23 protein-coding genes are annotated in these 25041 nt (G+C 41.8%); 9 read left to right on the top strand and 14 right to left on the bottom strand.

The genetic code is table 11. The features are described from left to right. Positions 1-178 precede the first annotated feature (178 nt). The 4 genes from J3U68_RS07030 (at position 179) to J3U68_RS07045 (ending at position 3070) form a co-directional block, all read left to right on the top strand. The gene (locus J3U68_RS07030; protein WP_267375710.1) at positions 179-625 is read left to right on the top strand and encodes a hypothetical protein; all 447 of its coding nucleotides are present in this window, start codon (positions 179-181) and stop codon (positions 623-625) included. 369 nt (positions 626-994) lie between these two features. Continuing rightward, the gene (locus J3U68_RS07035) at positions 995-1441 is read left to right on the top strand and encodes a hypothetical protein (protein ID WP_267375712.1); all 447 of its coding nucleotides are present in this window, start codon (positions 995-997) and stop codon (positions 1439-1441) included. 368 nt (positions 1442-1809) lie between these two features. Beyond that, positions 1810-2262 (top strand): hypothetical protein, encoded by a 453-nt coding sequence (locus J3U68_RS07040; RefSeq protein ID WP_267375714.1) that lies wholly within the window; start codon positions 1810-1812, stop codon positions 2260-2262. Between the two features lie 367 nt (positions 2263-2629). Then, entirely contained in the window at positions 2630-3070 is a 441-nt protein-coding gene (locus J3U68_RS07045) for a hypothetical protein (RefSeq protein WP_267375715.1), read from the top strand. A gap of 72 nt (positions 3071-3142) precedes the next feature. Here the strand turns inward: J3U68_RS07045 and glnE are convergent, their stop codons facing one another. From glnE to pcnB, 10 genes are all read right to left on the bottom strand, one after another. Next, positions 3143-5839, bottom strand: a complete 2697-nt coding sequence (glnE, locus tag J3U68_RS07050; RefSeq protein ID WP_267375716.1) for a bifunctional [glutamate--ammonia ligase]-adenylyl-L-tyrosine phosphorylase/[glutamate--ammonia-ligase] adenylyltransferase — start codon at positions 5837-5839, stop codon at positions 3143-3145. Positions 5840-6012: 173 nt separating this feature from the next. Then, positions 6013-6492, bottom strand: coding sequence for an FKBP-type peptidyl-prolyl cis-trans isomerase (locus tag J3U68_RS07055; RefSeq protein WP_267375717.1), 480 nt, complete (start codon positions 6490-6492; stop codon positions 6013-6015). A gap of 98 nt (positions 6493-6590) precedes the next feature. Further along, positions 6591-8591 carry a DNA helicase Rep gene (gene rep / locus J3U68_RS07060; RefSeq protein WP_267375718.1) on the bottom strand — a complete coding sequence of 667 codons (2001 nt, stop codon included), beginning with the start codon at positions 8589-8591 and terminating at the stop codon, positions 6591-6593. Positions 8592-8634: 43 nt separating this feature from the next. Then, positions 8635-9294, bottom strand: coding sequence for a uracil-DNA glycosylase (gene ung / locus J3U68_RS07065; protein WP_267375719.1), 660 nt, complete (start codon positions 9292-9294; stop codon positions 8635-8637). 88 nt (positions 9295-9382) lie between these two features. Further along, positions 9383-10207: a bifunctional hydroxymethylpyrimidine kinase/phosphomethylpyrimidine kinase gene (gene thiD, locus J3U68_RS07070; RefSeq protein WP_267375720.1), complete on the bottom strand. Its 825-nt coding sequence runs from the start codon at positions 10205-10207 to the stop codon at positions 9383-9385. Between the two features lie 141 nt (positions 10208-10348). Continuing rightward, positions 10349-11140 carry a 3-methyl-2-oxobutanoate hydroxymethyltransferase gene (gene panB, locus J3U68_RS07075; protein ID WP_267375722.1) on the bottom strand — a complete coding sequence of 264 codons (792 nt, stop codon included), beginning with the start codon at positions 11138-11140 and terminating at the stop codon, positions 10349-10351. A 396-nt stretch (positions 11141-11536) separates the two neighbouring features. Further along, positions 11537-11788 carry a hypothetical protein gene (locus J3U68_RS07080; protein WP_267375723.1) on the bottom strand — a complete coding sequence of 84 codons (252 nt, stop codon included), beginning with the start codon at positions 11786-11788 and terminating at the stop codon, positions 11537-11539. 428 nt (positions 11789-12216) lie between these two features. Beyond that, positions 12217-12849 (bottom strand): deoxynucleoside kinase, encoded by a 633-nt coding sequence (locus J3U68_RS07085; protein ID WP_267375724.1) that lies wholly within the window; start codon positions 12847-12849, stop codon positions 12217-12219. Between the two features lie 29 nt (positions 12850-12878). Beyond that, positions 12879-13379, bottom strand: a complete 501-nt coding sequence (folK, locus tag J3U68_RS07090; protein ID WP_267375725.1) for a 2-amino-4-hydroxy-6-hydroxymethyldihydropteridine diphosphokinase — start codon at positions 13377-13379, stop codon at positions 12879-12881. Then, positions 13376-14713: a polynucleotide adenylyltransferase PcnB gene (pcnB, locus tag J3U68_RS07095; protein ID WP_267375726.1), complete on the bottom strand. Its 1338-nt coding sequence runs from the start codon at positions 14711-14713 to the stop codon at positions 13376-13378. The genes folK and pcnB overlap by 4 nt, the downstream gene beginning before the upstream one ends. A 213-nt stretch (positions 14714-14926) precedes the next feature. On the opposite strand from pcnB, the gene J3U68_RS07100 reads away from it, so the two are divergent. The 5 genes from J3U68_RS07100 (at position 14927) to J3U68_RS07120 (ending at position 18311) form a co-directional block, all read left to right on the top strand. Beyond that, positions 14927-15112 carry a DUF3460 family protein gene (locus J3U68_RS07100; protein ID WP_267375727.1) on the top strand — a complete coding sequence of 62 codons (186 nt, stop codon included), beginning with the start codon at positions 14927-14929 and terminating at the stop codon, positions 15110-15112. Between the two features lie 15 nt (positions 15113-15127). Next, entirely contained in the window at positions 15128-15796 is a 669-nt protein-coding gene (locus tag J3U68_RS07105; RefSeq protein WP_267375728.1) for a class I SAM-dependent methyltransferase, read from the top strand. 31 nt (positions 15797-15827) lie between these two features. Further along, positions 15828-16508, top strand: a complete 681-nt coding sequence (locus tag J3U68_RS07110; RefSeq protein ID WP_267375730.1) for a tetratricopeptide repeat protein — start codon at positions 15828-15830, stop codon at positions 16506-16508. 29 nt (positions 16509-16537) lie between these two features. Beyond that, a complete protein-coding gene (purE, locus tag J3U68_RS07115) occupies positions 16538-17026 on the top strand; it encodes a 5-(carboxyamino)imidazole ribonucleotide mutase (RefSeq protein WP_267375731.1) in 489 nt (162 codons plus the stop codon). Between the two features lie 433 nt (positions 17027-17459). After that, positions 17460-18311, top strand: a complete 852-nt coding sequence (locus J3U68_RS07120) for a L,D-transpeptidase family protein (RefSeq protein ID WP_267375732.1) — start codon at positions 17460-17462, stop codon at positions 18309-18311. Positions 18312-18805: 494 nt separating this feature from the next. On the opposite strand, the gene J3U68_RS07125 is transcribed toward J3U68_RS07120, so the two are convergent. The 4 genes from J3U68_RS07125 to gltX all read right to left on the bottom strand — a co-directional run bounded on the left by J3U68_RS07125 (position 18806) and on the right by gltX (position 25006). Further along, positions 18806-19390, bottom strand: a complete 585-nt coding sequence (locus tag J3U68_RS07125; RefSeq protein ID WP_267375733.1) for an imm11 family protein — start codon at positions 19388-19390, stop codon at positions 18806-18808. Positions 19391-19914: 524 nt separating this feature from the next. Then, positions 19915-21576: an AMP-binding protein gene (locus tag J3U68_RS07130; protein WP_267375734.1), complete on the bottom strand. Its 1662-nt coding sequence runs from the start codon at positions 21574-21576 to the stop codon at positions 19915-19917. Between the two features lie 126 nt (positions 21577-21702). Then, positions 21703-22809, bottom strand: coding sequence for a tRNA 2-thiouridine(34) synthase MnmA (mnmA, locus tag J3U68_RS07135; protein WP_267375735.1), 1107 nt, complete (start codon positions 22807-22809; stop codon positions 21703-21705). Between the two features lie 805 nt (positions 22810-23614). Further along, positions 23615-25006 (bottom strand): glutamate--tRNA ligase, encoded by a 1392-nt coding sequence (gene gltX, locus J3U68_RS07140; protein ID WP_267376231.1) that lies wholly within the window; start codon positions 25004-25006, stop codon positions 23615-23617. Positions 25007-25041 lie beyond the last annotated feature (35 nt).

Here is a 25041-nt window from a genome sequence, read left to right on the forward strand (position 1 = left end):
TCGATTAACCTTCAGCTGCAATTGCGGACAAAAAACACCAGAAAAACGATTCAATTTTGTCATCACCATTTGACTATCAATAAGATATAAAAAGAAAATTACCAAATATTTTTACTTTTCTTAATTAACGAAATAGCCTAATATTTCAGACATCACCTACCCATTGAGGCCAACTTAAATGAAAAACTTTTTCTTAGCATTATTTCTTTCACCAATCATTTGTTTCGCCCAAGACCACGTCAGTGAATTCTGGAAGATTGATAAATGGCGTACTAATAAAGTGATCAATGCGCAATCAACGGAATTTTATTTGACGAATCCAGAAGACAACAAAAAAAACACTATATATGGAAACTTCATTATTTTCCAAAAAGATGGAACCTTTGCTTCAAAGTACTACGCACGTTGTGGAAATGACTGTTTTCCTTCTTCTAGAGGCACATTTAAAAAAATTGATGATAACCACATTCATCTACGCATCAATTCGTTTAAACAACATGGCCTAACAAGAGGCTGTCCCCCAATTGATGACCCTACCCAGCGAGATTTAGGGATTTTCAAAATTGAGCCTACTAAGGAGGGATATCGTTTGATTAAATCACCAATATCCAGTTCTAATCCATAACTGCATTCGTGCTTACTAACCATTTAGCCAGCACCATCTTTTATTAGTTCATGGTGATTTTTTCCCTTTATGCTGATTAGTCATCGCTCGATTAAGCGACAACATAAAACAATGTATCGTGTATTTCAGTTTGGTCATCAACAGCTTTAGCCAGTTTTTTAATTGTGCTTTAACTGACGATAAACATTTTAGCTTTTTGATCGAGCTATTTTAAATAATGATTTAAACCGCTAATTTAAGCGCTAGGACTTCAATCAACATTTAGATAATAAAAAAAATTTATATAATATCTGGCATAGACTCATCTTACATCTAGTACAATATAACTTGATAATTCTAGACAATACTAACTCGCTCAGAGCAACCAAAATGAAAAAAATTTTCTTAGCATTATCCCTTTTACCAATCATTTGTTTCGCCCAAGACCACGTCAGTGAATTCTGGAAGATTGATTTTTGGCGTTCGAATCAAGTTATTAATGCGCAATCAACGGAATTTTATCTGACGCATGCAGAAGACAAGGAAAAAAACACTCTATATGGAAACTCCATTATCTTCCAAAAAGATGGAACCTTTGTTTCACAGTACCGAGCAGATTGTGGATACGACTGTTTTCCTTCTTCTAAAGGCACTTTTAAAAAAATTGATGATAATCATATCCATCTACGCATCAATTCGTTTGAACAACATGGCGAAATAAGAATTTGTCCACCAATTGATGATCATACCCAGCGTGATTTAGGTATTTTCAAAATTGAGCCTACTAAAGAGGGATATCATTTAATTAAATCACCATTATCTAACTCTAATCCATAAATGCATTCGTGCTTACTAACCAATTAGCCAGCACCATCTTTTATAAGTTCATGGTGAATTTTTCCCTTTATGCTGATTAGCCATCGCTTGATTAAGCGACAACATAAAACAATGTATCGTGTATTTCATTTTGGTCATCAACAGGTTTAGCCAGTTTTTAATTGTGCTTTAACTGATGATAAACATTTTAGCTTTTTGATCTAGCTATTTTAAATAATGATCTAAACCGCTAATTTAAGCGAGCAGACTTCGCTCAATATATAGATAATAAAAGGAATTTATATAATATTTGACTTAGCCCCATCTTACATCTCGTACAATATAACTTGTTTATTCCAGACAATACTAACTCGCTCAGAGCAACCAAAATGAAAAAAATTTTCTTAGCATTATTTCTTTTGCCAATCATTTGTTTCGCCCAAGACCACGTCAGTGAATTCTGGAAGATTGATAAATGGCTTACTGATGAAGTGATCAATGCGCAAACTCAGGAGCTATATCTGATAGACCCTCTGACAAACCCAGAGGAAATGAGTCAAAATAGCGGAAACACTCTTACCTTCCGTACAAATGGTACGTTTGTTTCAGAGCACTTCGCATATATTGCAGTTGATTGTTATCCTTCTTCAAAAGGCAGATTTAAAAAAATTGATGATAACCATATCCATCTACGCATTAGTTTGTATAAGCAAATGAGTCCATTAAAAGGATGTGAAAAAATCCGTGATGTTACTAAGCGTGATTTAGGTATTTTCAAAATTGAGCCTACTAAGGAGGGATATCGTTTGATTAAATCACCACTATCCAGTTCTAATCCATAACTGCATTCGTGCTTAATAACCAATTAGCCAGCACCATCTTTTATTAGTTCATGGTGAATTTTTCTCCTTATGCTAATTTGCCATCGCTTGATTAAGCGACAACATAAAACAATGTATCGTGTATTTCATTGTGGTCATCAATAAGTGTAGCCAGTTTTTTAATTGTGCTTTAACTGATGATAAACATTTTAGCTTTTTGATCGAGCTATGTTAAATAATGATTTAAACCGCTAATTTAAGCGCTAGGACTTCGATCAACATTTAATAATAAAAAAATTGATATAATATCTGGCATAGACTCATCTTCCATCTAGTACAATATAACTTGATAATTCCAGACAATACTAACTCGCTCAGAGCAACTAAAATGAAAAAAATTTTCTTAGCATTATTTCTTTTGCCAATCATTTGTTTCGCCCAAGACCACGTCAGTGAATTCTGGAAGATTGATAAATGGCATACTGATAAAGTGATCAATGCGCAATCAACGGAATTTTATTTGACGCATCTAGAAGACTGGGAAAAAAACACTATATATGGAAACTCCATTATCTTCCAAAAAGATGGAACCTTTGTTTCAAAGTACAAATCAGATTGTGGATTTGAAGGCTGTTTTCCTTCTTCTAAAGGCATTTTTAAAAGAATTGATGATAACCATATCCATCTAGGCATTGATTGGTTTAAACAACATGGCCTAAGAAGAGACTGCACCAAAATTGATGATCATACCCAGCGTGATTTAGGTATTTTCAAAATTGAGCCGGTGCCAAATGGATACAAGTTAATTAAATTAAAGCACAATCAATAATCGCTAAATTTACGTTACCAAATTTAGACATAAAATAGTTATAATGAAGCAAAATTATATGTCATTAAGCTTTTAAGTAGGTTTGGGCGCGGCTGAAAATACCTGTGTCCATAGCTCTTTTCCGATTTCATAATGAGCCAGCAATTGAGCATCAACCACGGTACTCACCTCATCGCGTAAACGAGTATTGTGTTGCTGCTGACGATAAAAGCGGTAGGCGATTCTACTATTTTCTGCCAGTTCGATATCAAGCAACCCCAATTCAGCAGCAATGCTTAATAGAGCGATGTTGCCATAATTTTGTAATAACTGCGCATCGCGATGTGCATGGGCCAAAATCAAATACTGCACCACAAATTCAATATCCACTACTCCCCCGCGTGCATATTTCACATTTTCCAGCACAGGAGGATGAGTAGTAAACATTTTTTCGCGCATATTGATAATGTCGGCTTTTAACTGGGTTTGATCACGTTGCCGGCACAAAATCTCTTGCCTGATGGCATCAAAACGTCTGCCCACAAGTTGATCTCCAGCTATAAATCGTGCCCGCGTTAATGCCTGATGTTCCCAAGTCCAGGCATTTTCTCGTTCATAGCGTTCGAAAGCCTGCATATGGGTCACGGTAAAGCCTGAATCACCATTTGGACGTAAACGTAGATCAATCTCATATAATGTTCCAGCACCGGTAGCGACTGTTAGCCAGGTGGTGAGGCGTCGTGCCAGTCGAGTATAAATATCCACTGCATCTGCATCGTCGTCATCAAACAGGTAAACTAAGTCGAGATCAGAGGTATAACCCAGTTCTTTTCCGCCTAATTTGCCATAGGCAATCACGGCAAAACGAGGTTTTTCCCGATGACGTCGTGGCAACTCCTGCCATACTCTCGCTAGTGCCGAACTGATGATTAAATCAGCCAGAGCAGAGAGTTGATCAGACAAAGCCTCTACGGTCCATAATCCTCCCAAATCTTGTACTGCCAGCCGAAATGTATGTGCATGCTGAAAGCGTCTGAGCACATCCATCTGAGCCTCTACATCACCTTGACAATCATCCAATGAGCGATTTAGTTCCTGAGCAAATTGTGTCCAATCGGTATCAATTTGCATTAATTGATTATTCAGCAACTCATCCAATAGAATGGGATGCTGTTGCAAATAACGAGCTACCCAACTGCTCTGACTCATCAATGAAGCCAATTTACCCAATGCCTCAGGATGCTCATGTAAAAATGCCAGATACGAACTGCGACGACCAATCGCTTCAATAAAATCCAGTAAACGGGCCAAGGTTACATCTGCATGCTTACAGCGACTGGCTGCAATCAGTAATGAAGGAATCATTTGATCAAAACGCTGCTGCGCATCGGCAGTTAATTGCCGGTATTGGCTGCTATGACGCAGCTGATGCAAACGTTTCAGTGCTGTATCTGCATTAAATCCATATGTCTTGAGCAAAGATTCTTTTTCTTCATCCGCTTCTTCATCTTGCCAGATTCTAAGCATATCGACATTTTCCGGTTGTTTTTTTTCTTCGGGATCGGAAAAAATCGCTTCAAACAGCTCATGTACTCTGTTTCTGTGCATATTCAGTGCAGATAGAAAATCAGCATAATGTTCATAACCCATGCTTTGCGCCAAAAGCAATTGCTGCTCAGGATTTAATGGTAACATTTGCGTCTGCTGATCATCCCAATACTGCAAGCGATGCTCGGTATCACGTAAAAATAAATACGCTTGCAATAGCTGGTCAACCTGTTGCTGTTCAAGCATATTTTGTTTGACCAGCTCATGCAGTGTTTCTTGAGTTCCTTTTAATTGCAGGCTACGTATTTGACCACCACGAATTAACTGAAAAATCTGCGCTACGAACTCTACTTCACGGATGCCGCCGGCTCCCAGCTTAATATTGTCGGCCATGCCTTTGCGTTTCACTTCATGCTGAATCTGTTGATGCAGGCTGCGCATGCCATTATAAGCATTGAAATCTAGATATTTACGAAAGACAAATGGTCGCACCAGTTCGGCAATACCATTAGCATAGGGGGTTACCACACGAGCTTTGGTCCAAGCATAACGCTCCCATTCCCGCCCTTGTTGTATTAAGTATTGCTCAAGTGCGGTCTCATTTAACACCAATGGTCCGGCATCGCCGTCGGGCCGCAGACGCATATCCACGCGAAATACCTGCCCATCCCCGGTGATATTATTCAATAAGGCAATGATTTTCTGACCGACTTTGGTAAAAAATTCCTGATTGATTTTTTGCCGTTTGCCATGTGTATCGCCGGCTTCGGGGTAAATAAAAATCAGATCAATATCAGAAGACACATTCAGTTCATACCCACCCATTTTGCCCATACCCACAACACTAAGACGTTGAGGTCTATTACTCGTCCGTCCAATTGGTTCTCCATACAGCGCAGCATAATATTGATGTGCATATTGTTCGGCGGTATTAATGGCAAAATCGGCAAAATGCGTAATTGTGCTGGTTACTTCATTCAGATCACTGATACGCAGGAGATCACGGGTGATAATATGTGCCATGACATAGCGTCGCAAAATTCGTAGCTGGCGTGATAATTCTTCTTCATTTGCCGATTCTTGCAATGACTGCCAGTTTGCAAACGCTGTAAAATCTTCAGGTTGCAGTTTTTTTGCTAACCAGCTTAAAAAGCGTTCATCATCTAGCTGATGATGATCAAGCAGTCGTGCAAGATAACGCGAATATGGGCGGGCTGAGGTGAGCATTTGTGCAGGAGTCATGATCTGAGCGCTATAGAATGTATTTGTTATGCCATCATACCGACATCGTTCTGGTCAGTGAAAGAAAAATTTTTACTCTTTGAACCTAGCTTATTTTTTAGGGTACGAAAACAAAAAGGAATATTCGTACACAAACGAATATTCCTTATAACATTGGAATTTATGTTGAGCAGTTAATGATGATGGTCATGAGCGCCATGAACATGACCATGCTCTATTTCTTCTTCAGTAGCAGGGCGAATATCTTTAACTGTGGCTTTAAAGCGGATACGTTGACCAGCCAAAGGATGATTCGCATCCACGACCGCTTTACCATCAGCAATATCAGTAATGCGATAAACCAATACATACCCAGTTTCAGGATCATCAGCTTCAAACATCATACCCAGTTCCACATCAACTGGAAAAACGTCCAGCGGTTCGATGCGGATTAGGTCTTCTTCCTGATCACCGAAGGCATCATCCGGTTCCAGCGTAACATCAACAACTTCACCTATTTCTTTATCATGTAGCTGTTCTTCAACCAAAGGAAAAATGCCGTCATAACCGCCATGCAAATAGCTGATGGGTTCTTCAGTTTTGTCAATTAACTGATTATCAGCATCATACATTTCATAATCCAACGTCACGACAGAGTTTTTGGCAATCTTCATATAATTCTTTCTATCTTCAATAAGCTGCAACAGCAGCACATAGCTATAGTTTACCACGGAAACCAGACCGATACATGTCCGCTCCGCGTCAATATGACTTAAGACTGTTTTTCATTCAGTCTGGCCATCATACTAGCTAAAATACTTTTACCTTCTGCCTGGCTAACGATAGGCTCACTGTTTTTCCGCCCAAGCAGACGAATATCTTCCGCTGGCATTTCTTCAATAAAACGACTCGGTTCGTGAAACTCCCATGAACCCGCACGTTTGCGCTTATGACAATGGGTCAGCGTCAACATTTGTCGTGCACGAGTGATGCCCACATACATGAGTCGTCGTTCTTCATCAATATTATCTTCCTGCACACTGTCTGCGTGCGGAAAAACCCCTTCTTCGCAGCCAACCAAAAAGACATAGGGATACTCCAAACCCTTAGATGCATGTAACGTCGACATCGTAACCATGTCTGCTTCTTCATCTTCTTTGCCTTCAAGTAAAGTCATCAGAGCAATCGTCTGGGCAATTTCCACGATATTTTTACCGTCTTCAGACCCTTTTTTCCCTATCCAGCGCATAAGATCCTGCACATTTCGCCACTTTATTTCGCCAGCGCGCCCCTCTTCTACCATCAATAGATGTTTTTCGTATTTGATATCTTTTAATAAATCCTGTAACAAAATGCCGGCATCATCGTGTTGCGCCCGACACTGATAATCGTTGAGCAATGCCATAAATTGTTGTAAGGATTCGCGACTTTTACCCGAGAGTTCAGCTATGGCATCCATACTTGAGGCCGCAGTAAATAAACTACATTGGGCAACTTTGGCATAGTTATTGAGTTTGGCTAATGTGGTTTCACCCACTCCTCGCCGTGGCGTAGTCACTGCACGCAAAAATGCCGGATCATCATCTGGATTGGCCAAAAGACGAATATAGGCAAGCACATCTTTAATTTCAGCCTTATCAAAAAAACTTTGCCCACCTGAAAGTTTGTACGGGATACGCCGACTGCGCAAAGCTTCCTCAAACACTCTAGCCTGATGATTGCCGCGATAAAGAATGGCAAAGTCGCGGTATTTTACCGTCTCACCCCCAACCAGCTTTTGATGAGCAATACGGCTGACTACCACATCGGCCTCGTGTTCTTCATTATTGCAAGCAATAACGTCGATCATTTCTCCCAATCCGTATTCACTCCATAATGTTTTGGGGAATAATTTGGGATTGTTGGCAATAACCTGATTGGCAACACGTAGAATTCTGGCCGAAGATCGATAATTCTGTTCCAGCTTAATAATGTTCAGATTAGGATAGTCCTGCTGCAATAAGCGCAGATTTTCCATATTGGCACCGCGCCAAGCATAGATACTTTGATCATCATCCCCCACCGCGGTAAACTTCCCTTCATCGCCAGTCAATAACCGCATCATGGCGTATTGACAGGTATTGGTATCCTGACATTCATCCACCAATAAATAACGCAGACGCAGTTGCCACTTATAACGAATATCAGCTTGCTGCTGCAACAGAATAACGGGTATACGGATAAGATCATCAAAATCCACTGCCTGATAGCTGATCAGCGTATCCTGATAAGAAGCATAAAGCTGACCTATCTGGCGGGTCCATGGGTCTTCTGCCTGGGCTATCACCATTTCTGGAGTCAACAAATCGTTTTTCCATAGGGAAATCTGGTGCTGCGCTTTAAACACCATTTCTCGTCCAGAACTACCGAGCAATTCTCCCACAATCTTACCAGCATCAGCACTGTCAAGAATAGAAAACTGCTTTTTATAACCGGCAGCCGCCGCTTCCTCTCGTAACAAGCGCATGCCGAGCGAATGGAAAGTGCAGACGGTCAAACCTCGAGTTTGCGGTTTAGTCAATAAATGCCCAACTCGTTCCTGCATTTCCCGTGCTGCTTTGTTGGTAAAAGTGATGGCAGCAATTTGATGTGGCGGGTAATGTGCTTGAGTAATCAAATAAGCAATTTTTTCTGTGATTACCCGTGTTTTTCCACTTCCGGCACCAGCCAGCACCAGTAACGGACCATCAAGATAATGGATGGCAGCATGCTGTTGCGGATTCAGGTTCAGCATAGGTTAAACAGTGAAATCGAATAAAGATGTTTTGCTCGTGCCATTATAGTTGCCAGTCAATCGGGTTGAGCCCTTGAGCCTGCAAATATGCATTGGCTTTGGAGAAATGTTTACAGCCAAAAAAGCCTCGATAGGCCGACAAAGGAGAAGGGTGTGATGCTGTTAAAACCAGATGCTTGCGTCGATCGATCATGGCACCTTTTTTTTGTGCATGACTACCCCAAAGCATAAACACCACATTTTCCCGTCCTTCATTGAGCGCTGCTATCACTCGATCGGTAAATGTTTCCCAACCCAAAGTAGCATGTGAATGCGCCTGCCCGGCACGCACAGTTAGTACCGTATTCAGTAACAATACACCCTGTTGAGCCCAGTGTTGCAAATAACCGTGATTAGGAATTTGAAAACCGGCAATGTCATCGGCCAGTTCTTTATAAATATTGATTAGCGATGGCGGAACCGCAATGCCTTCACGCACAGAAAATGATAATCCATGCGCCTGTTTTGGTCCATGATAAGGATCCTGACCAAGAATCACAACCTTAACTTGTGCAAATTCGGTTGCTTTAAATGCATTGAAAACATCCTGAGCAGGCGGATAAATTATTTTACCCGCCATGCGTTCTTCTCGCACTACATCAAGGATATGTTGGAAATATGGCTGTTGTTTCTCTGCACCTATTGCTTCATGCCAAGTCTGCATTTCATTCCCCTTTGCTTCATTACCGACAACTATAACTAAACCGCAAGTTGCACTTCAAAGGCAGAATTTTAACATACAGACTAGCTGATCAATCACGTTTCGTGCGCCAGAAATGCGATAAAGGTCCAAAGCCATGCCCCAAATGCCAATATTGTGCTGCGGAAATGGCACCATGCAAATAACTTTTACTCGCAGCAACCGCATTCACTAGATTTTGGTGTTGAGGGCGCAGCGCGGCAATGGCGGAAGACAAAGTGCATCCGGTACCATGGGTATTTTGGGTTTCAATCCGCGCGGAACGAAAACATATCGGGTCATAACCTGCCTGCAATAACCAATCTACCGCTTGCGCAGAGTCATTGATGTGACCGCCTTTGAGCAAGATTGCGTTATAACTTTCCTGCATTAGGATTTGTCCCTGCGCCAACATTTCCTCTTCTGTTGTGGCTATGGGCTGCTGCGTTAACACTGACAATTCAAATAGATTTGGCGTAATGACATCAGCCAGTGGCATCAAATATTCTTTTAATGCACACACCGTGTCTTCCAACGCAAGTGCCGAACCAGAAGTGGCAACCATCACCGGATCCAACACCACAAATGGCAAATGATGTCGTTGTAGCACTTGTGCTACCGTTTTAATAGACTCAACATCCGCCAGCATACCGATTTTAACCGCATCAATGCGAATATCACTTAAAACTGATTCACATTGCGCCTCAATCATTTGCGGTGGGGTAACCATTACCCGTTGTACACCGGTTGTATTCTGCGCAGTTAGAGCAGTAATCACACTGGTTCCATAAGCACCAAGAGCAGCAAACGTTTTCAAGTCGGCCTGGATTCCGGCACCACCACCGGAATCAGATCCGGCAATCGTAAGTGCTCGGGGGTTGGGCTTCGCTGACAACATAAACATCTCCATCTCATTTGTATACAATTAGTCATTAAAAATAAAAATTCTCTTTTCGCCAAATCGCTTCACAAACAACTCATCGAGCCGGTTCATGAAATCCATTGATCAACTATGCTGATGTCAACATGAACCAAACATCTAATTACCAAAACTATGAGCCAATTCAGGGAACGTCTTGGCCTTCACTTCAGCAACAAAAGAAGCAATCGCAGCTTGAATACTTTCCTGACCCTGCATAAAATTTTTCACAAATTTGGCGGTTTTACCGGGATAAATGCCAAGCATATCGTGCATCACCAATACCTGCCCGTCACAATCCACACCAGCACCAATACCAATAGTTGGACATTCCACTGCTGCCGTTACCTCAGCAGCCAACTGAGCAGGTACACACTCCATTAACACCACATCCGCACCCGCCTCTGCATGCGCCTGTGCATCTGCCAACAACTGTATTGCCGCCTCACCGCGTCCCTGCACCTTATATCCGCCTAGAGCATGAACCGATTGCGGCGTCAAACCGATATGGGCACACACAGGGATACCTCGTCGTTGCAGAAATTCCGTGGTTTCGGCCATTTCTGTACCGCCTTCCAGCTTCACCATATGCGCGCCGGCTTGCATTAATGGCACGGCAGCAGCAAAAGCCTGCTCTTTACTTTGCTGGTAGGAACCAAAGGGTAAATCTGCCATAATCAATGCCTGCTGATTACCTCGCGCAACCGCTGCCGTGTGATAACAAACCTCTTGCAAGCTCACTGGTAAAGTCGAACTTTGTCCCTGTACTACCATGCCGAGTGAATCCCCTACCAGTAAAACATCTACCCCCATGTCACTCATCAAGCGGGCAAAACTGGCATCATAACAAGTCAACATAGCGATTTTATCGCCGGCAGCTTTCATTTTTTTTAAAGTGTGGATTGTATTCATAAACCAAAAAACAATTTTATTAATATCATCTTGTACTCATAGAACAAACACAGGCAAAAAAATTAAACCGGCGCATGTCCCTGAATGACAAATTCAAGCAAATATGCTGTCAACGCATCTTAGGATGACAGCAATATCAAAACATTGAAGAAAATACCACAAACATCAGCAAACACAGGTCACATTAACCAAAAATTTTCAAATACCAGTAACGTTCTGACCAACTATGTATCAGTAAAACAGTTAAAATTGCCAATAGCATATTAAAAATGATTAGTGCATTAACATTTTACTCTATTTATCTGGCATCTAAATATGGATGTATTAATCTTGTGTAAATGTCACCAATTTTCTCACGACATTATTCACTGCCATCAAAAATGATGACGGAACCATCTACCCATTGTTGTTTAACCATTTGCCACCACGCTGATCTGATCCTGCCCACACAACCTTGGAAGCATTGATATCGACAATCACGCAAGAATACTTCTCATGCAGATCATTTTTCTTCTCCGGCATTACTAACCATCCCTTAGCAATGCTATCCATTTTTAAATACTGCTCATTGTGTGAAATAACGATATCGATATCTTTTTGTATACCTGTGTGAAGATTATCGTTATATCCCTCAATAACACACATCATCCCATTTTTTTAATCTGGGTTTTGAATAGCTTTGCATCGTAGGGTCAAATTCATCAAATATCACCACGTTTTTGTTTATTTAGTCGAAATCAGGGTAGCGGTTTAATTGAGGTGGCGCCAACTGAACCAGAGATAATGCAGATTAAATCTATAATAGAAAAAATCCGTTGCATATTTGTTCCTAGCTTCATGTGCTATCAAATGACAAAAACCAGACTATAAATAGTTAACTCAACTTTTGTTTTGCCTATAAAAAAACTGTATTTTTAACTAAAAATACAGTTTGCTTTAAATTTCCACTCCCCAGCGCTACCACCCTATATCTGACAAATTCCAGACACTGCACCTGATAAATAAGATTGATTAATCTATGTCTTGACCATCTTAATCTGTTTGCTGTTTATGGTTTCATCAACAGTAATATGCTTTTATTCACTCAGATTCAAGTAAATACGGCTGCCTTGCATATTGGCGATCGTATTGAGCAGTAATTCAAAATGATCGTCATTTCCCATAAAGTCTAATTCATTGGTATTGGCTATCAATAATGGGGCGTGTTGATAGAGATGGAAAAAATGGCGGTATTCGTGGTGAATCTGCTGCAAATAGCCTACTGGAAACAAATTAATCATGCCATCATTACGTTGGCGTAGTCGTTTATCCAGCATCTCATCACTGCCTTCAAGATAAATAACCAGATCTGGCACTGGGAATTTGGGCATCACCCGCTGTTTGATTTGCCAATATAGCGTTTGCTCATCATCGCGCAAAATCACAGGAACATAAATTTGATCTTTTTCCAACAAAAAATCCGCTACCACACGCGATCGACGTTCATCCTCTGCATAGATTACCTTTATCGCTTCACTGCGTCGCATCAAAAAATGCATTTCTGTTGCCAAACCATGATTGGCGGCATTCAGATAAAATCTTTCCAAAAATGGATTACTTTCCGGAATTTCTGACAAAAGCAAAGCGTCAAAATGTTGCGCCAGGCGTCGGCTTAAAGCCGATTTACCACTACCAATTGAACCTTCGACAACAATATAGCGATAATCCATACAGCTTCCCTTCTTTACGTGGAATAACTTCAGTTAAGTACAGCTACCTTTTCTGCCGGTTTTTCCTGCAATAATTTCACCGCTAAAGTGGCAGCCGTGCCATGGCTGCCGATACGGTAATAAGGCGCAATGCGCGCCAGTGGCACCATCACAAAGGCACGCTCATGCGCACGCGGATGGGGCAAAATCAGATCCGGATCATGGCTGAGCTGCGAGTTATAATCAATCACATCTAGATCCAACGTACGCGGTCCAAAACGAATGGTACGTTCACGCCCGAAATCCAGTTCTATTTGTTGCAGCTGACGTAATAGTAACTGAGCACTGAGCGTAGTGTGCACCAGAATCACCGCATTAATAAAATCCGGCTGATCCGTCTTGCCCACCGGCTTAGTCTGATACAGTGGCGATATCGCTTTAATTCGAACTCCATCAACCTGATTCAAAGCTGAAAGAGCCGCGGTGATTTGCTGCTGTGGATTCCCCAAATTGGCACCCAAAGCGATCACCGCCGTCACATTCTGCGTCATGCCTCATCCTGTCTGACCGAATTAGACCGTCTGCGCCGCCGTCTGTTTCTGGATTTGGTTCCAGATCCATCCTGAACCGGGGCAGTCTTGATCATCTGAGCACGTTCATCTTCAGAAGCGTGTTGGAAAGTCTGCCACCATGCCACCACTTCTGCATCAACTTCACCCAATTGAGCACGCAAGCACATAAAATCAAATGCTGCGCGGAAACGTTGCTGACTAAGCAAACGAAAAGGACGTGAACCTCGTCTGATTTCAAATAGTGGCTGCAACATCCAAATCTCGCGCATCACCACACTATAGCGCTGAGGCACTCCCCAACCTTTATCCAGATGGTCACGCTCTGCGGCAATAGCCGCATTCATTGCTGCATTACTGCGCAATCCAGCTGCTTTTTCCCGATTCCAGCTTGAAACAATACGCGGCCACAATACCGCCGCCAACACAAAGCCCATCGATACCGACTTATCAGCACGCAGACGCTCATCAGTATTATGCAGCGCCAGAGCAACGATATTATCGTTACCTTCTGCGCCCGGCAGCAACGCATCTAACAAAGGATGAACATGATTCAATTGCAATGAATTTAACTGTCGCAAGCATGCCTGTGCATGTCCGCTGAAGAGAATTTTTAAAACTTCATCAAATAATCTGGCTGGTGGTTCCCGCTGCAATAAATTTGCGCATTCTGCAATCGGTTTAGCGGTTTTTTTGTCCACTGAAAAACCCAATTTACCAGATAGTCTGGCTGCACGCAGCATCCGTACCGGATCTTCCTGATACCGTGCCTGTGGATCACCAATCATCACCAGACGGCGTTGTACAATATCATCATAACCATGGTGAAAGTCCAGAATCACCTCTTCTTCAGGATCATAATACAGCGCATTGGCGGTAAAATCTCGGCGCATCGCATCCTGTTCAAGCGTGCCATAGCTTGCGTCCTTCATAATGCGACCCAGTTCATTCTGACTGCTGACTTCACCACCGCGAAACGTTGTCACCTCAATCGTTTCAGGACCGACCATCACATGCACAATCGGGAATCGACGACCGATAATACGGCTACGCCGAAACAACTTGCGTACTTGTTCTGGAGTGGCATCCGTAGCCACATCAAAATCCTTCGGCGTCATGCCCAGCAGCAAATCCCGTACAGCACCGCCCACCACAAAAGCCTGATATCCTGCATTATGTAGGCGTTTAATCACCTTTTCAGCGGCAAAACTGAGTTCATCAGCATGAATATGGTGCTGGTTAAACGGCAGCTCTCGTTTTTTTGCTGCTTTCGCAGACTTTTTGGATAAAACCTTATGTAACCACTTTGCTAACATAAAAATAGTAAATACTTATAGAAAATAATCTTAAGCCACAGCAAAATTGGGCTATTTAAGCAATATAGTATAACCCATATAGCCGTTATTCAGCATTTTTCACTTTGCAGCCTGACCTATCGGGTCAGGCAGTCACCTTAGTACAACGATATTGGTTCTATTATATAATATTCCTATTCCATTGATATGCCATTTAGTAGAGGAGAAAGAAAAATGTATCATTATCAATCTGATACCACCAAATTTCTAAATGAATTTCTGCAACAAAATCCAGAAATCCAACAGACTCGGCTACAGCACCGCAAACTATTATGGGATGTGGAACTGAATAGCGAAGATGAAAGCAACTTTGCTGCAGCCAAACTGTTAAAAAAACCCTATCCCTACCTGACCGAATAAAGCATCCATTCTGTTATGACCATACAGCCTAATCAGTTCACCAGCTTACAACAGCAATATCTGGTCAAGATCAATCCAGCTGAACCACCCATCTTAACTGAGCTGAGGAACGAAACCGCCAATCATCGCAAACACAACATGTCCATTGCGCCTGAACAAGCGCAATTAATGATTTGGCTGTCACAACTCATTCAAGCACGATACTATTTAGAAATCGGCGTTTATACCGGTTATAGCAGTACGGCCATGGCAATGGCATTACCACAAGACGGACACATCACCGCCTGCGACATCAACGTAACCTACACTGATATTGCAAGAAAATATTGGCAAAAAGCCGGCGTCAGTGCCAAAATCGATCTGTACTTACAACCGGCTCTGATTACTTTGGATCACTTAATTGCCCAACAAAAAACCGGTCACTATGATTTGGTATTAATCGATGCAGATAAAACACCCACACCCCATTATTACGAGCGCTGCCTGCAGTTAGTGCGCAGTGGTGGCATCATTGCCATTGATAACGTTTTCTTACATGGTCGGGTGATGCAAGCTGAACAAGCACGAGACTCAGAAAGCATCAAAATTTTGCGCCAGTTTAATGCCAGTTTAGTTCACGATTCGCGTATCAGAATGTTAACCCTACCACTTGGTGACGGACTGACACTGATACAAAAAAAATAACCTACCCTATTACTCTAAAGGTGCACCAACCATGCCCCGACACAATCTACCTCTACGCCGTACAGGCTTAAAATTTTTCGCCCCGCTGATCATTAGCGCCTGTACCATCACTGCGCCGCAAAATCCAGCCAGCGAACCAGCACCAAAGCATCCGACAGTGCAACATAATGCTGAGGAATTGATTCAACTTCAGCATCAGTTAACCGCACTGCAGCAACAACTAGAAAACCTCACTAAACAAGTCAAAGAGATAAGCCAGCAACAAGCAACCCTATCACGCTACCTCAATGTACGTTTGGCAGGCAATCATCAGCCTACGGCCATTTCCCCTGTGGCGGGTAAAAACACCGATAACACCGCCGAAGCACACCGCCTGTATCGTGCTGGTTTGTATGCACAAGCTATTCGCCTGCTGAAAAATGCTGAAAGTGGTGGCGATGGTAGTTCTAAGGCACAGGAAAGAATGTGGTTGCTATTACAAAATCATGCTCGTTTGAACAACTGCGAATCGGTGATTAACATTGGTCAGCGCTTCAATTCACTCTATCCTCATCACAGTCAGAGCGCCAATGCACTGTATCTGGTGGCACAATGTCAAAACCGCATGCAGCAACAAGATATTGCCCGCGTGACTTGCAAGCACATCATCAATACCTATCCAAATAGTGCGGCGGCGGTTAAAGCCAAACAATTCCTCAACAAAAAGAAATAAATTTTTAGATCTAATACAAGGTAGAACACATGGATACACCGCAAATCGGCATCATCATGGGCAGTAACAGCGACTATCCCGTTATGCAGCTGGCAGAACAAATGCTTGATCAATTTGCCGTACCCTATGAAACCCGAGTGGTTTCCGCTCACCGTACTCCCGATCTGATGTTTGAATATGCCCAAACAGCACGAGAGCGCGGATTAAAAGCGATTATTGCCGGCGCTGGGGGTGCAGCACATTTACCCGGCATGGTTGCAGCCAAAACCACTTTACCAGTGTTGGGGGTTCCCATTCCAAGCAAATATCTGCACGGGGAGGATTCATTATTATCCATCGTGCAAATGCCCAAAGGCGTGCCGGTTGCCACATTTGCCATTGGCGAAGCTGGCGCGGCTAATGCCGCATTATTTGCCATATCAATGCTGGCCAATGAACAACCGCATCTGGCACAACAACTAACACAATTCAGAGAAAATCAGCAACAAACCGTGCTATCCATGCAACTGTCGCGCTGACGACCGTTTAGCTTATTCAGTCATCCCAAACAATCTGGCCAAGCTCACTGCTTGACCCCTCATCAGAATCGACGATGCAGCTATAGAATATGTTACTTAATCGGCATCATCCTTGATGCCGATAACAATGACAACCAAGTCAATTCATTCTTTGGCTGCTCAATCTTGTAATTTGATCAACAGCAAACTTATTTACCCGCTAATAAACAAACATGCATGCAGCACTTGCTAAAGCAAAACCAGTGCTTAAGCCAGCAATATGTCATCAAACAGGTGCCCCGGTTACAAATTTAATAACCACACTGCCGGTAGTCTGAAATTTGTTTTAATGAATGAGAAAAATAAAATTCCATGGTAATATTGATAAAATTAATTCTTTGAATTTTTATTTAAACATATTCATTACTTTCCTGCTTAGCAATAAAGATATTTTATGAATCTATCGCTCTACGAACTTTTAGTTGGTTTAATCGTAATCATCATGTTTACCGCTAGCACGGGACTCATAGCTTCAATCTTTACCCACAAACGACAATATCTCAGAATCATAATATTCTTAGCTGGTATTGCAGCAAGCGTTGTTGTTGCTGCGTTTTCATGGGGCAGCATCTCAAATAATCAGCCCGCTGTGACATCTCAACATGCCAGCAACAATTACTTCGATAATCTGCCTGCCACTACACCCCAACAAGCCAGCAATCATTACTCCAGCAAACCGCCCGTTGCCGGTGACAAAATCTATTTGCGCTTATTCAAACAAGAACGCAGATTAGAAATGTGGTTTCAGCATCAAAACCAGCCGTATCAATTATATAAAAGCTGGGAAATATGCACCTATTCTGGCGGATTGGGCCCGAAAAAAGCCGAAGGAGATGGTAAAAGTCCCGAAGGATTTTATGCCACTCAAAAAAACCTGCTTAATCCGCATACAAACTACCATCTATCTTTCAACATTGGTTATCCCAATAGCTATGATCGCGCTAAAGGTTATACCGGTAGTTACATAATGATTCATGGTAAATGCGTATCCATCGGCTGTTATGCCATGACGGATGAAAATATTGAACAAATTTATTCTTTCGTCACTCAAGCTTTAAACAATGGACAAAAACAAATACCAATTCATATTTTTCCATTTGAAATGAACCAAGCCAACATGCAAAAATATCAAACGTCAATTTACTACCCTTTTTGGCTTGAATTAAAACCTGCTTATGACCTCTTTGAGCAACACAGACGCCTACCTAAAATTGAAATACGTAATCAGCAATATAGCATTAGCTAAAAAAAAACGGCTAAATATCAGGCATCAATTTAAGCGAAGGGATGCCTGTTTAAGCTAGATTAAGCCATTGCAAGACATTGAGAATTCCCTTCGAAACACATTGTTGGCATCCGTACCCTTTCATCGATAGAGATAGGTTTTCTGCATACCAAAGCCAGAAGCAGTACAGTTCTATTAACCATAGCCCAGCATCCAACCACCATGATGATGGCATTAGTTGCAACCCCTTTTATCAGAGACAATTGCGAATGATGAAATGAAGATTTACTGCATTAAAATATTTAGCGCCATCCAACCCCACTCTTGAAGAGAAAATGCCTTAATTTCTATAGCGATCTTCTAAAATCCATATACACCTTCAAATAAGTTAAAGCTTCCAAAAATCATTTTTTTAATGTCATGATGAGTAGCAAGCTTTAAACCATTCGATTCAATACACAAAGCTATCTCTGCCGAAAATGCGCGGATATTTTTGTCATTGGTTTATCTAAAGTTTATAAATACCAATCTTCAACCTTGGTGAAGGAGACTCCTTTTGGGTTCACCGCTTTTATGGCTTGTACAATCGATTCATGATAAAGATGAGTCGTGGAAGATTCTCGTAATTTAAAAATCAATCTTTTTTCTCTAGGTATTTTGGCTAATACTTCGCGATCTAATTCAAAGCTGTCAATCCAAATGAAGAAGTCTGGATCATAATCATCAACTTCATATTCAGATTTATTACGATCAATTGCTTTAATATGGTTGTAAATATGAATATAAAAATAATTTGCTAGAATTTTGCCCGTATTGGTTTTAATTTCTGCTGGAATAAGCTGAATTCCATCAATGTGCATGGGCTCTAAAACATCGGCTATTTTTCTGGATACCACACTTTCTGGTTCTGAAAAATAATCTCCAATTACCGGTTTTCTAGGAATTGGATCACAAAACTTATATTGAACTCGTTCAGGAGTATCAATTTTGGTTTTTGTCATAGAATAAAGCATGGTATGTCTGGAATCATCCTGAGGAGCAATTAAAGGATAAGCTTCATCACTCGCCCGATCAATCACATAATAATTAAATTCATTCATTTTTTTCTCCCCCCATAACTTTCTATACTTAAAAAATGTCCAGTATTACCAATTCAAACGGCATAAATTTTAACGGATTCTACTCATCAACACCAACTCTAAGTATTATTATTGATGACTAACCGAGTATCTTACTTTTGCACAACATGACCAACTATTGGATGATCTAAACAGACTCATCACCCTATTACCCTTGTAATAAATCAGCAATCTATGGTTTGAATATACAGCAAATAAGCATCGGTATACTTAATTTGAATCATTAAAATAGATTATTTTTGAAATAATTTCTTTAAATACTCAGCGGTTTATTTCACAGCAAAACTGTGATAATCGACTTTACTTTAAAATCCATAAATATCTATTTATCATTTATTGAACTCAGGATAACCACGAACTAACAGCAAACGTCATGTCATTAGACACCTTAGTATCACAACCATTAACAGCATATTTGCCCGGCATGAATGGCAAAACAGCCCGATTCAACCGAATCGGGCTGCTTAGATACTCACTGCAAGCGGCTATTGGCTGCGTAAATCCTTGCGCAAAATTTTACCTACCGTTGACTTAGGTAACTCATCACGAAATTCAATATCTTTCGGAATCTTATAACCTGTCAAATATTGGCGGCAATAACTAATGATGTCTTCGCGTGTTAGAGCAGGATCACGTTTAACCACATAAAGCTTAATAGCCTCCCCACTCTTTTCATTCGGAATGCCAACACATGCCACCTCTAAAACACCTGGCATACCGGCCACAACATCTTCAATCTCATTCGGGTAAACATTGAATCCAGACACCAAAATCATATCTTTCTTCCGGTCAACCAGACGCACATACCCTTTGGCATCAATTTCGGCAATATCACCCGTAGCAACAAAGCCGCGGTCATCCAGAACCTTAGCCGTTTCTTCCGGCATATTCCAGTAGCCCTTCATCACCTGAGGTCCTTTTACCCAAAGCTCACCCACCTGATTAATCCCCAGTTCCTTACCGTTCTCATCCCGAATTTCGATATCCGTATTGGAAACAGGCAAACCTGCAGTACCCGTAAATTCAGTATTATTCAGCGGATTAGCACACACCCCTGGACTGGCCTCAGTAAGTCCATAAGCATCAATAATCGGCACCCCAGTCAATTTTTTCCACTCTTGTGCTACCGATTTTTGCGTTGCCATACCGCCACCGAGTACCAGCTTTAAGTGAGAAAAATCAATACTGCGGAAGTCAGGATGATGAATCAGCGCATTAAACAGCGTATTGACCCCAGTTAATACCGTGACACAATTTTTTTTCAACACCTTAATCAATCCGCCGATATCTCGTGGATTGGTGATTAAAATATTTTTTGAACCCACTTTAGCAAATATCATAATATTTACCGTCAGCGAGAAAATGTGATACAGCGGCAAAGGTGTCACCACCTCCTCCTTGCCTTCAACCAGATTCGCTTTAATCCATTCTCCAGCCTGCTGCATATTGGCAACGATATTGCCATGGGTCAGCATTGCTCCCTTAGCAACGCCGGTTGTACCACCTGTATATTGCAGCAATGCCAGATCTTCCAGTGTCAAAGGCACCGGAGTAAACCGATGTTTTTTACCTTGAGATAAAGCGTCACGAAAAGAAATGGCATTTGGAATATGAAAAGGTTTAACCAGCTTTTTGACCTTGCGCATCATAAAATTGATGGCCGTACCCTTAAACCAACCCAACATATCACCAACAGAAGCCACAATCACCTGCTTAATGTCCGTTTGAGACAAAGCTTTTTCGAGTGTATGGGCAAAATTTTCCAGAACAACTATTGCGGTAGCACCCGAATCTTTTAGCTGATGTGCTAGCTCCCTCGGTGTATACAATGGATTTACATTAACAACCACACCACCGGCCTGTAAAATACCGAACACCGCAATTGGATATTGCAACAAATTCGGCATCATAATAGCGACACGTTCACCTTTTTCTAATTTGAGAATTTTTTGCAGATAGGAAGTTAATTGATTTACATAAGCAGCCGTTTCAGAATAAGTCAGCGTTACGCCAAAATTAGAGAAACTGGGCTGATTTGCAAATTTTTTAACGCTGGTATGCAGTACATCAATAATTGATGAATAGGCGCGCACATCAACCTCAGCTTGCACCCCTTCCTGATAACTCTGTAACCAGATTTTTTCCATGTGTTATATAGTCCTTTGCAATAATGCCAACATCCTAAACTTCATCCGCATTCATTAACGCTCAGACAAAAGGAGCTGAATTATTGTTAATGGGAAGACTGACAAAAACCAGTCAATTGAAAAAAATTAATCAATGTGAATACTGTGGGTATCGGTATCATTGATGATACCGCCTCCAAGACAAATGTCATCCCGATAAAGCACAGCTGATTGTCCAGGCGTCACCGCCCATTGTGCTTGATCAAAAATTAGTTCGGCACGATCGTCATCAACATAGCGCAAAGTTGCCTGAGCATCCGGCATCCGGTAACGGGTTTTCACGCCATATTGACCCTCAGGGGGGCGTTGTGGCGTAGTAAAACTCAAATCATGCATCGTCAAACTTTGACTAAATAGCAAAGGATGATCATGACCTTGCACCACCAACAACTCATTGGAAGCCAGATTCTTACCCGCCACAAACCACGGTTCGCCATCACCGCCAATACCCAAACCCTTACGTTGTCCCAACGTATAATACATTAAACCTTCATGCTCACCGACCACCTTGCCTTCTGGCGTCACCATTGCGCCAGGATTAGTCGGCAGATAACGTTGCAAAAATTGTCTGAATGGGCGTTCACCAATAAAACAAATACCGGTACTATCCTTTTTCAAAGCTGTAGGCAATTGTGCTTGCTGCGCCAATTCTCGCACAGCAGATTTTTCCAAATCGCCCAACGGAAACAAAGCTCGTTCCAGCTGATAAGGCTGTAAGCGATAAAGAAAGTAACTTTGATCCTTATTCTGGTCTTTGCCTTTAAGCAAATAGTGCACCCCATCACGCACTTGCTTGCGTGCATAATGTCCTGTCGCAATCAGATCAGCACCACCGGCCAAAGCGTGTTGTAAAAAACATTTAAACTTAATTTCCGCATTGCAAAGCACATCAGGGTTAGGGGTACGACCCGCCTGATATTCCTGCAAAAAATACGCAAAGACATTATCTTTGTATTCACTGGCGAAATTGACAATATCAATGTCCATATCAATCAGATCAGCCACCGCAACGGCATCTAAAGAATCCTGTTTGATCGAACAATAATCATCATCATTGTCATCTTCCCAGTTTTGCATAAAAATGCCACGCACATCATAACCGCCTTGTTTTAGCAGCCATGCGGTAACCGAGGAATCAACTCCACCCGACATTCCGACAACAATTCGTTGTGATAAATTAGCTTTAGTATTCATTTGCATTCATCCAAATCGGCGCAAATTGTGCCATACCCGATCAGTAACCACAATAAAACCGAGTGGTACTCGTCAACAGCATAGTTACCGTTAGCATAAGTAAAGACGGCGTATACGCTAATAAACCCTGTAGATTTCAGCCTAAAATTGAATATTTACTCTAATCAAGAGAAATAAAATTGGCTGTCTGCTTACCATAATTTGCGTTTAGCAAATTACCATTCCAAGATCAGCCCATATGAATATACTCAATATAAAGACATTAAGCGCAAAAATCAAATCATGATGGCATCACAGCCGAAAACCCATCATTGTCACGATGCATGTTATATCTCAGTTCAGCAAAAAATAGAAAACTTATCTGCATAAAACCATAGATAATATTGACCTAAATTGTTTAAAATCAACCTTTATCTTTTTTTCTACAAATAAAAATGTAGCAAACATCACTCACCCTAGCCGCTCACCCGTCTTTAACACATCCTGACAACAACGAATAAAATGCCGTATGCATTATTGTATAAATCATCAACGCGTTTTTTCACATCCGCTATCCCACCAAATCCCTTCAACCAACACAGTGTCTATTGCGGCAATAAACGAAATAAGAAACCAAGCCTATGCTTGCTCCGTCAGCCTAAAAACCTAGTTAACAAACATAGAGTGTAATGACTAGCCATACGAGATAGCCGCCATCAATTCATCAATTCATCGGAGAAAACAGCAAATTTAAATCGATGCAAAAAGATCAGCCACGACTACAGAGCAGTCATGGCTGAATGTGAATGCAATCACCAGATGTGGGTTAAATTTGCTGCAACCGCTGAAGAACCTCTTGTCGTCCCATCAGAGCCAATACCTGATCAATAGAAGGCGTTTTACCAGTTCCGCACACTGCTAGTCGCAAAGGCATGCCCAGCTTACCCATCTTAATACTCTCTGCTTCACAAAATGGAGCAAATAAAGCGTGAATACTTTCAGCGTTCCATTGTGGTAACTCTGCCAACAAAGCAGCAAAGCGTTGCATCCGTGCTGGCGTATCCGCATCCCAATGTTTAGCCAGTTCCTGTTCAGTAGGCGTCTTCTTACGGTAAAAATAGGCACATTCATCAGCTAACTGATTTAAATCCTGTGCGCGATCTTTAACCAAAGCAATAACCTCAGTTAAAGCGGGTTCAGCAGGATTATCTATTCCTTGCTCAAGCAAACGTGGACGGATTAGTTGCGCCAGACGGTCATCATCGCTGGCTTTAATATGCTGCGCATTCAGCCACAATAACTTTTCATGATCAAAACGGCTCGCCGAAGGGCTGACATCTTTCAAATCAAACCAGTCGATAAACTGAGCCATGGTGAAAAACTCATCATCACCATGCCCCCAACCCAAACGGGCCAGATAATTCAACAAAGCCTCGGGCAAAATACCCTGCCGGTCATAATCAACCACACTCACCGCATCACGGCGCTTACTCATTTTGGCGCCTTTTTCATTGAGGATCATGGGCAAATGAGCATATTGCGGTAACTCTGCCTCCATAGCGAGCAGAATATTAATCTGTTTAGGGGTATTGTTCACATGGTCATCGCCACGGATAACATGAGTAATTCCCATATCAAAATCATCTACCACCACACAGAAATTATACGTCGGCGAGCCATCCGCACGTGCAATGATTAAATCATCCAGATCATGATTGGCAATAGCTATCTGCCCCTTAACCAGATCTTGCCATGCGGTTTCACCGGTTAGCGGCATTTTAAACCGGACCACTGGCTGCACACCTTCCGGTACCGGTGGCAAAGTCTTGCCCTCTTCTGGACGCCAGCGACGGTCATACCAAAAATGTTCACCTTTGGCTTCAGCTTCCTGCCGCATCGCATCCAGTTCTTCCTTAGTGGTATAGTCATAATAAGCGTGACCTGCTGCCAAAAGTTGCTGCAAAACTTCGCCATAGCGATCAAAACGCTTAGTCTGATAAAAAGGACCTTCATCATAATCCAGTCCCACCCAATGCATACCATCCAGAATCGCCTGTACAGACTCAGCAGTCGAACGTTCCAGATCAGTATCTTCTATACGCAAAACAAACTTACCATGATGTTTGCGGGCAAACGCCCAAGAAAATAGAGCAGTGCGCACACCACCAATATGCAGAAAACCAGTAGGACTGGGAGCAAAACGAGTACGTATCATGATCACTTTTCAGACATAAACGAAAAAACAATATTGTA

It is taken from the genome of Snodgrassella sp. B3882, from assembly GCF_026535915.1.
Classification (GTDB): Bacteria; Pseudomonadota; Gammaproteobacteria; order Burkholderiales; family Neisseriaceae; genus Snodgrassella.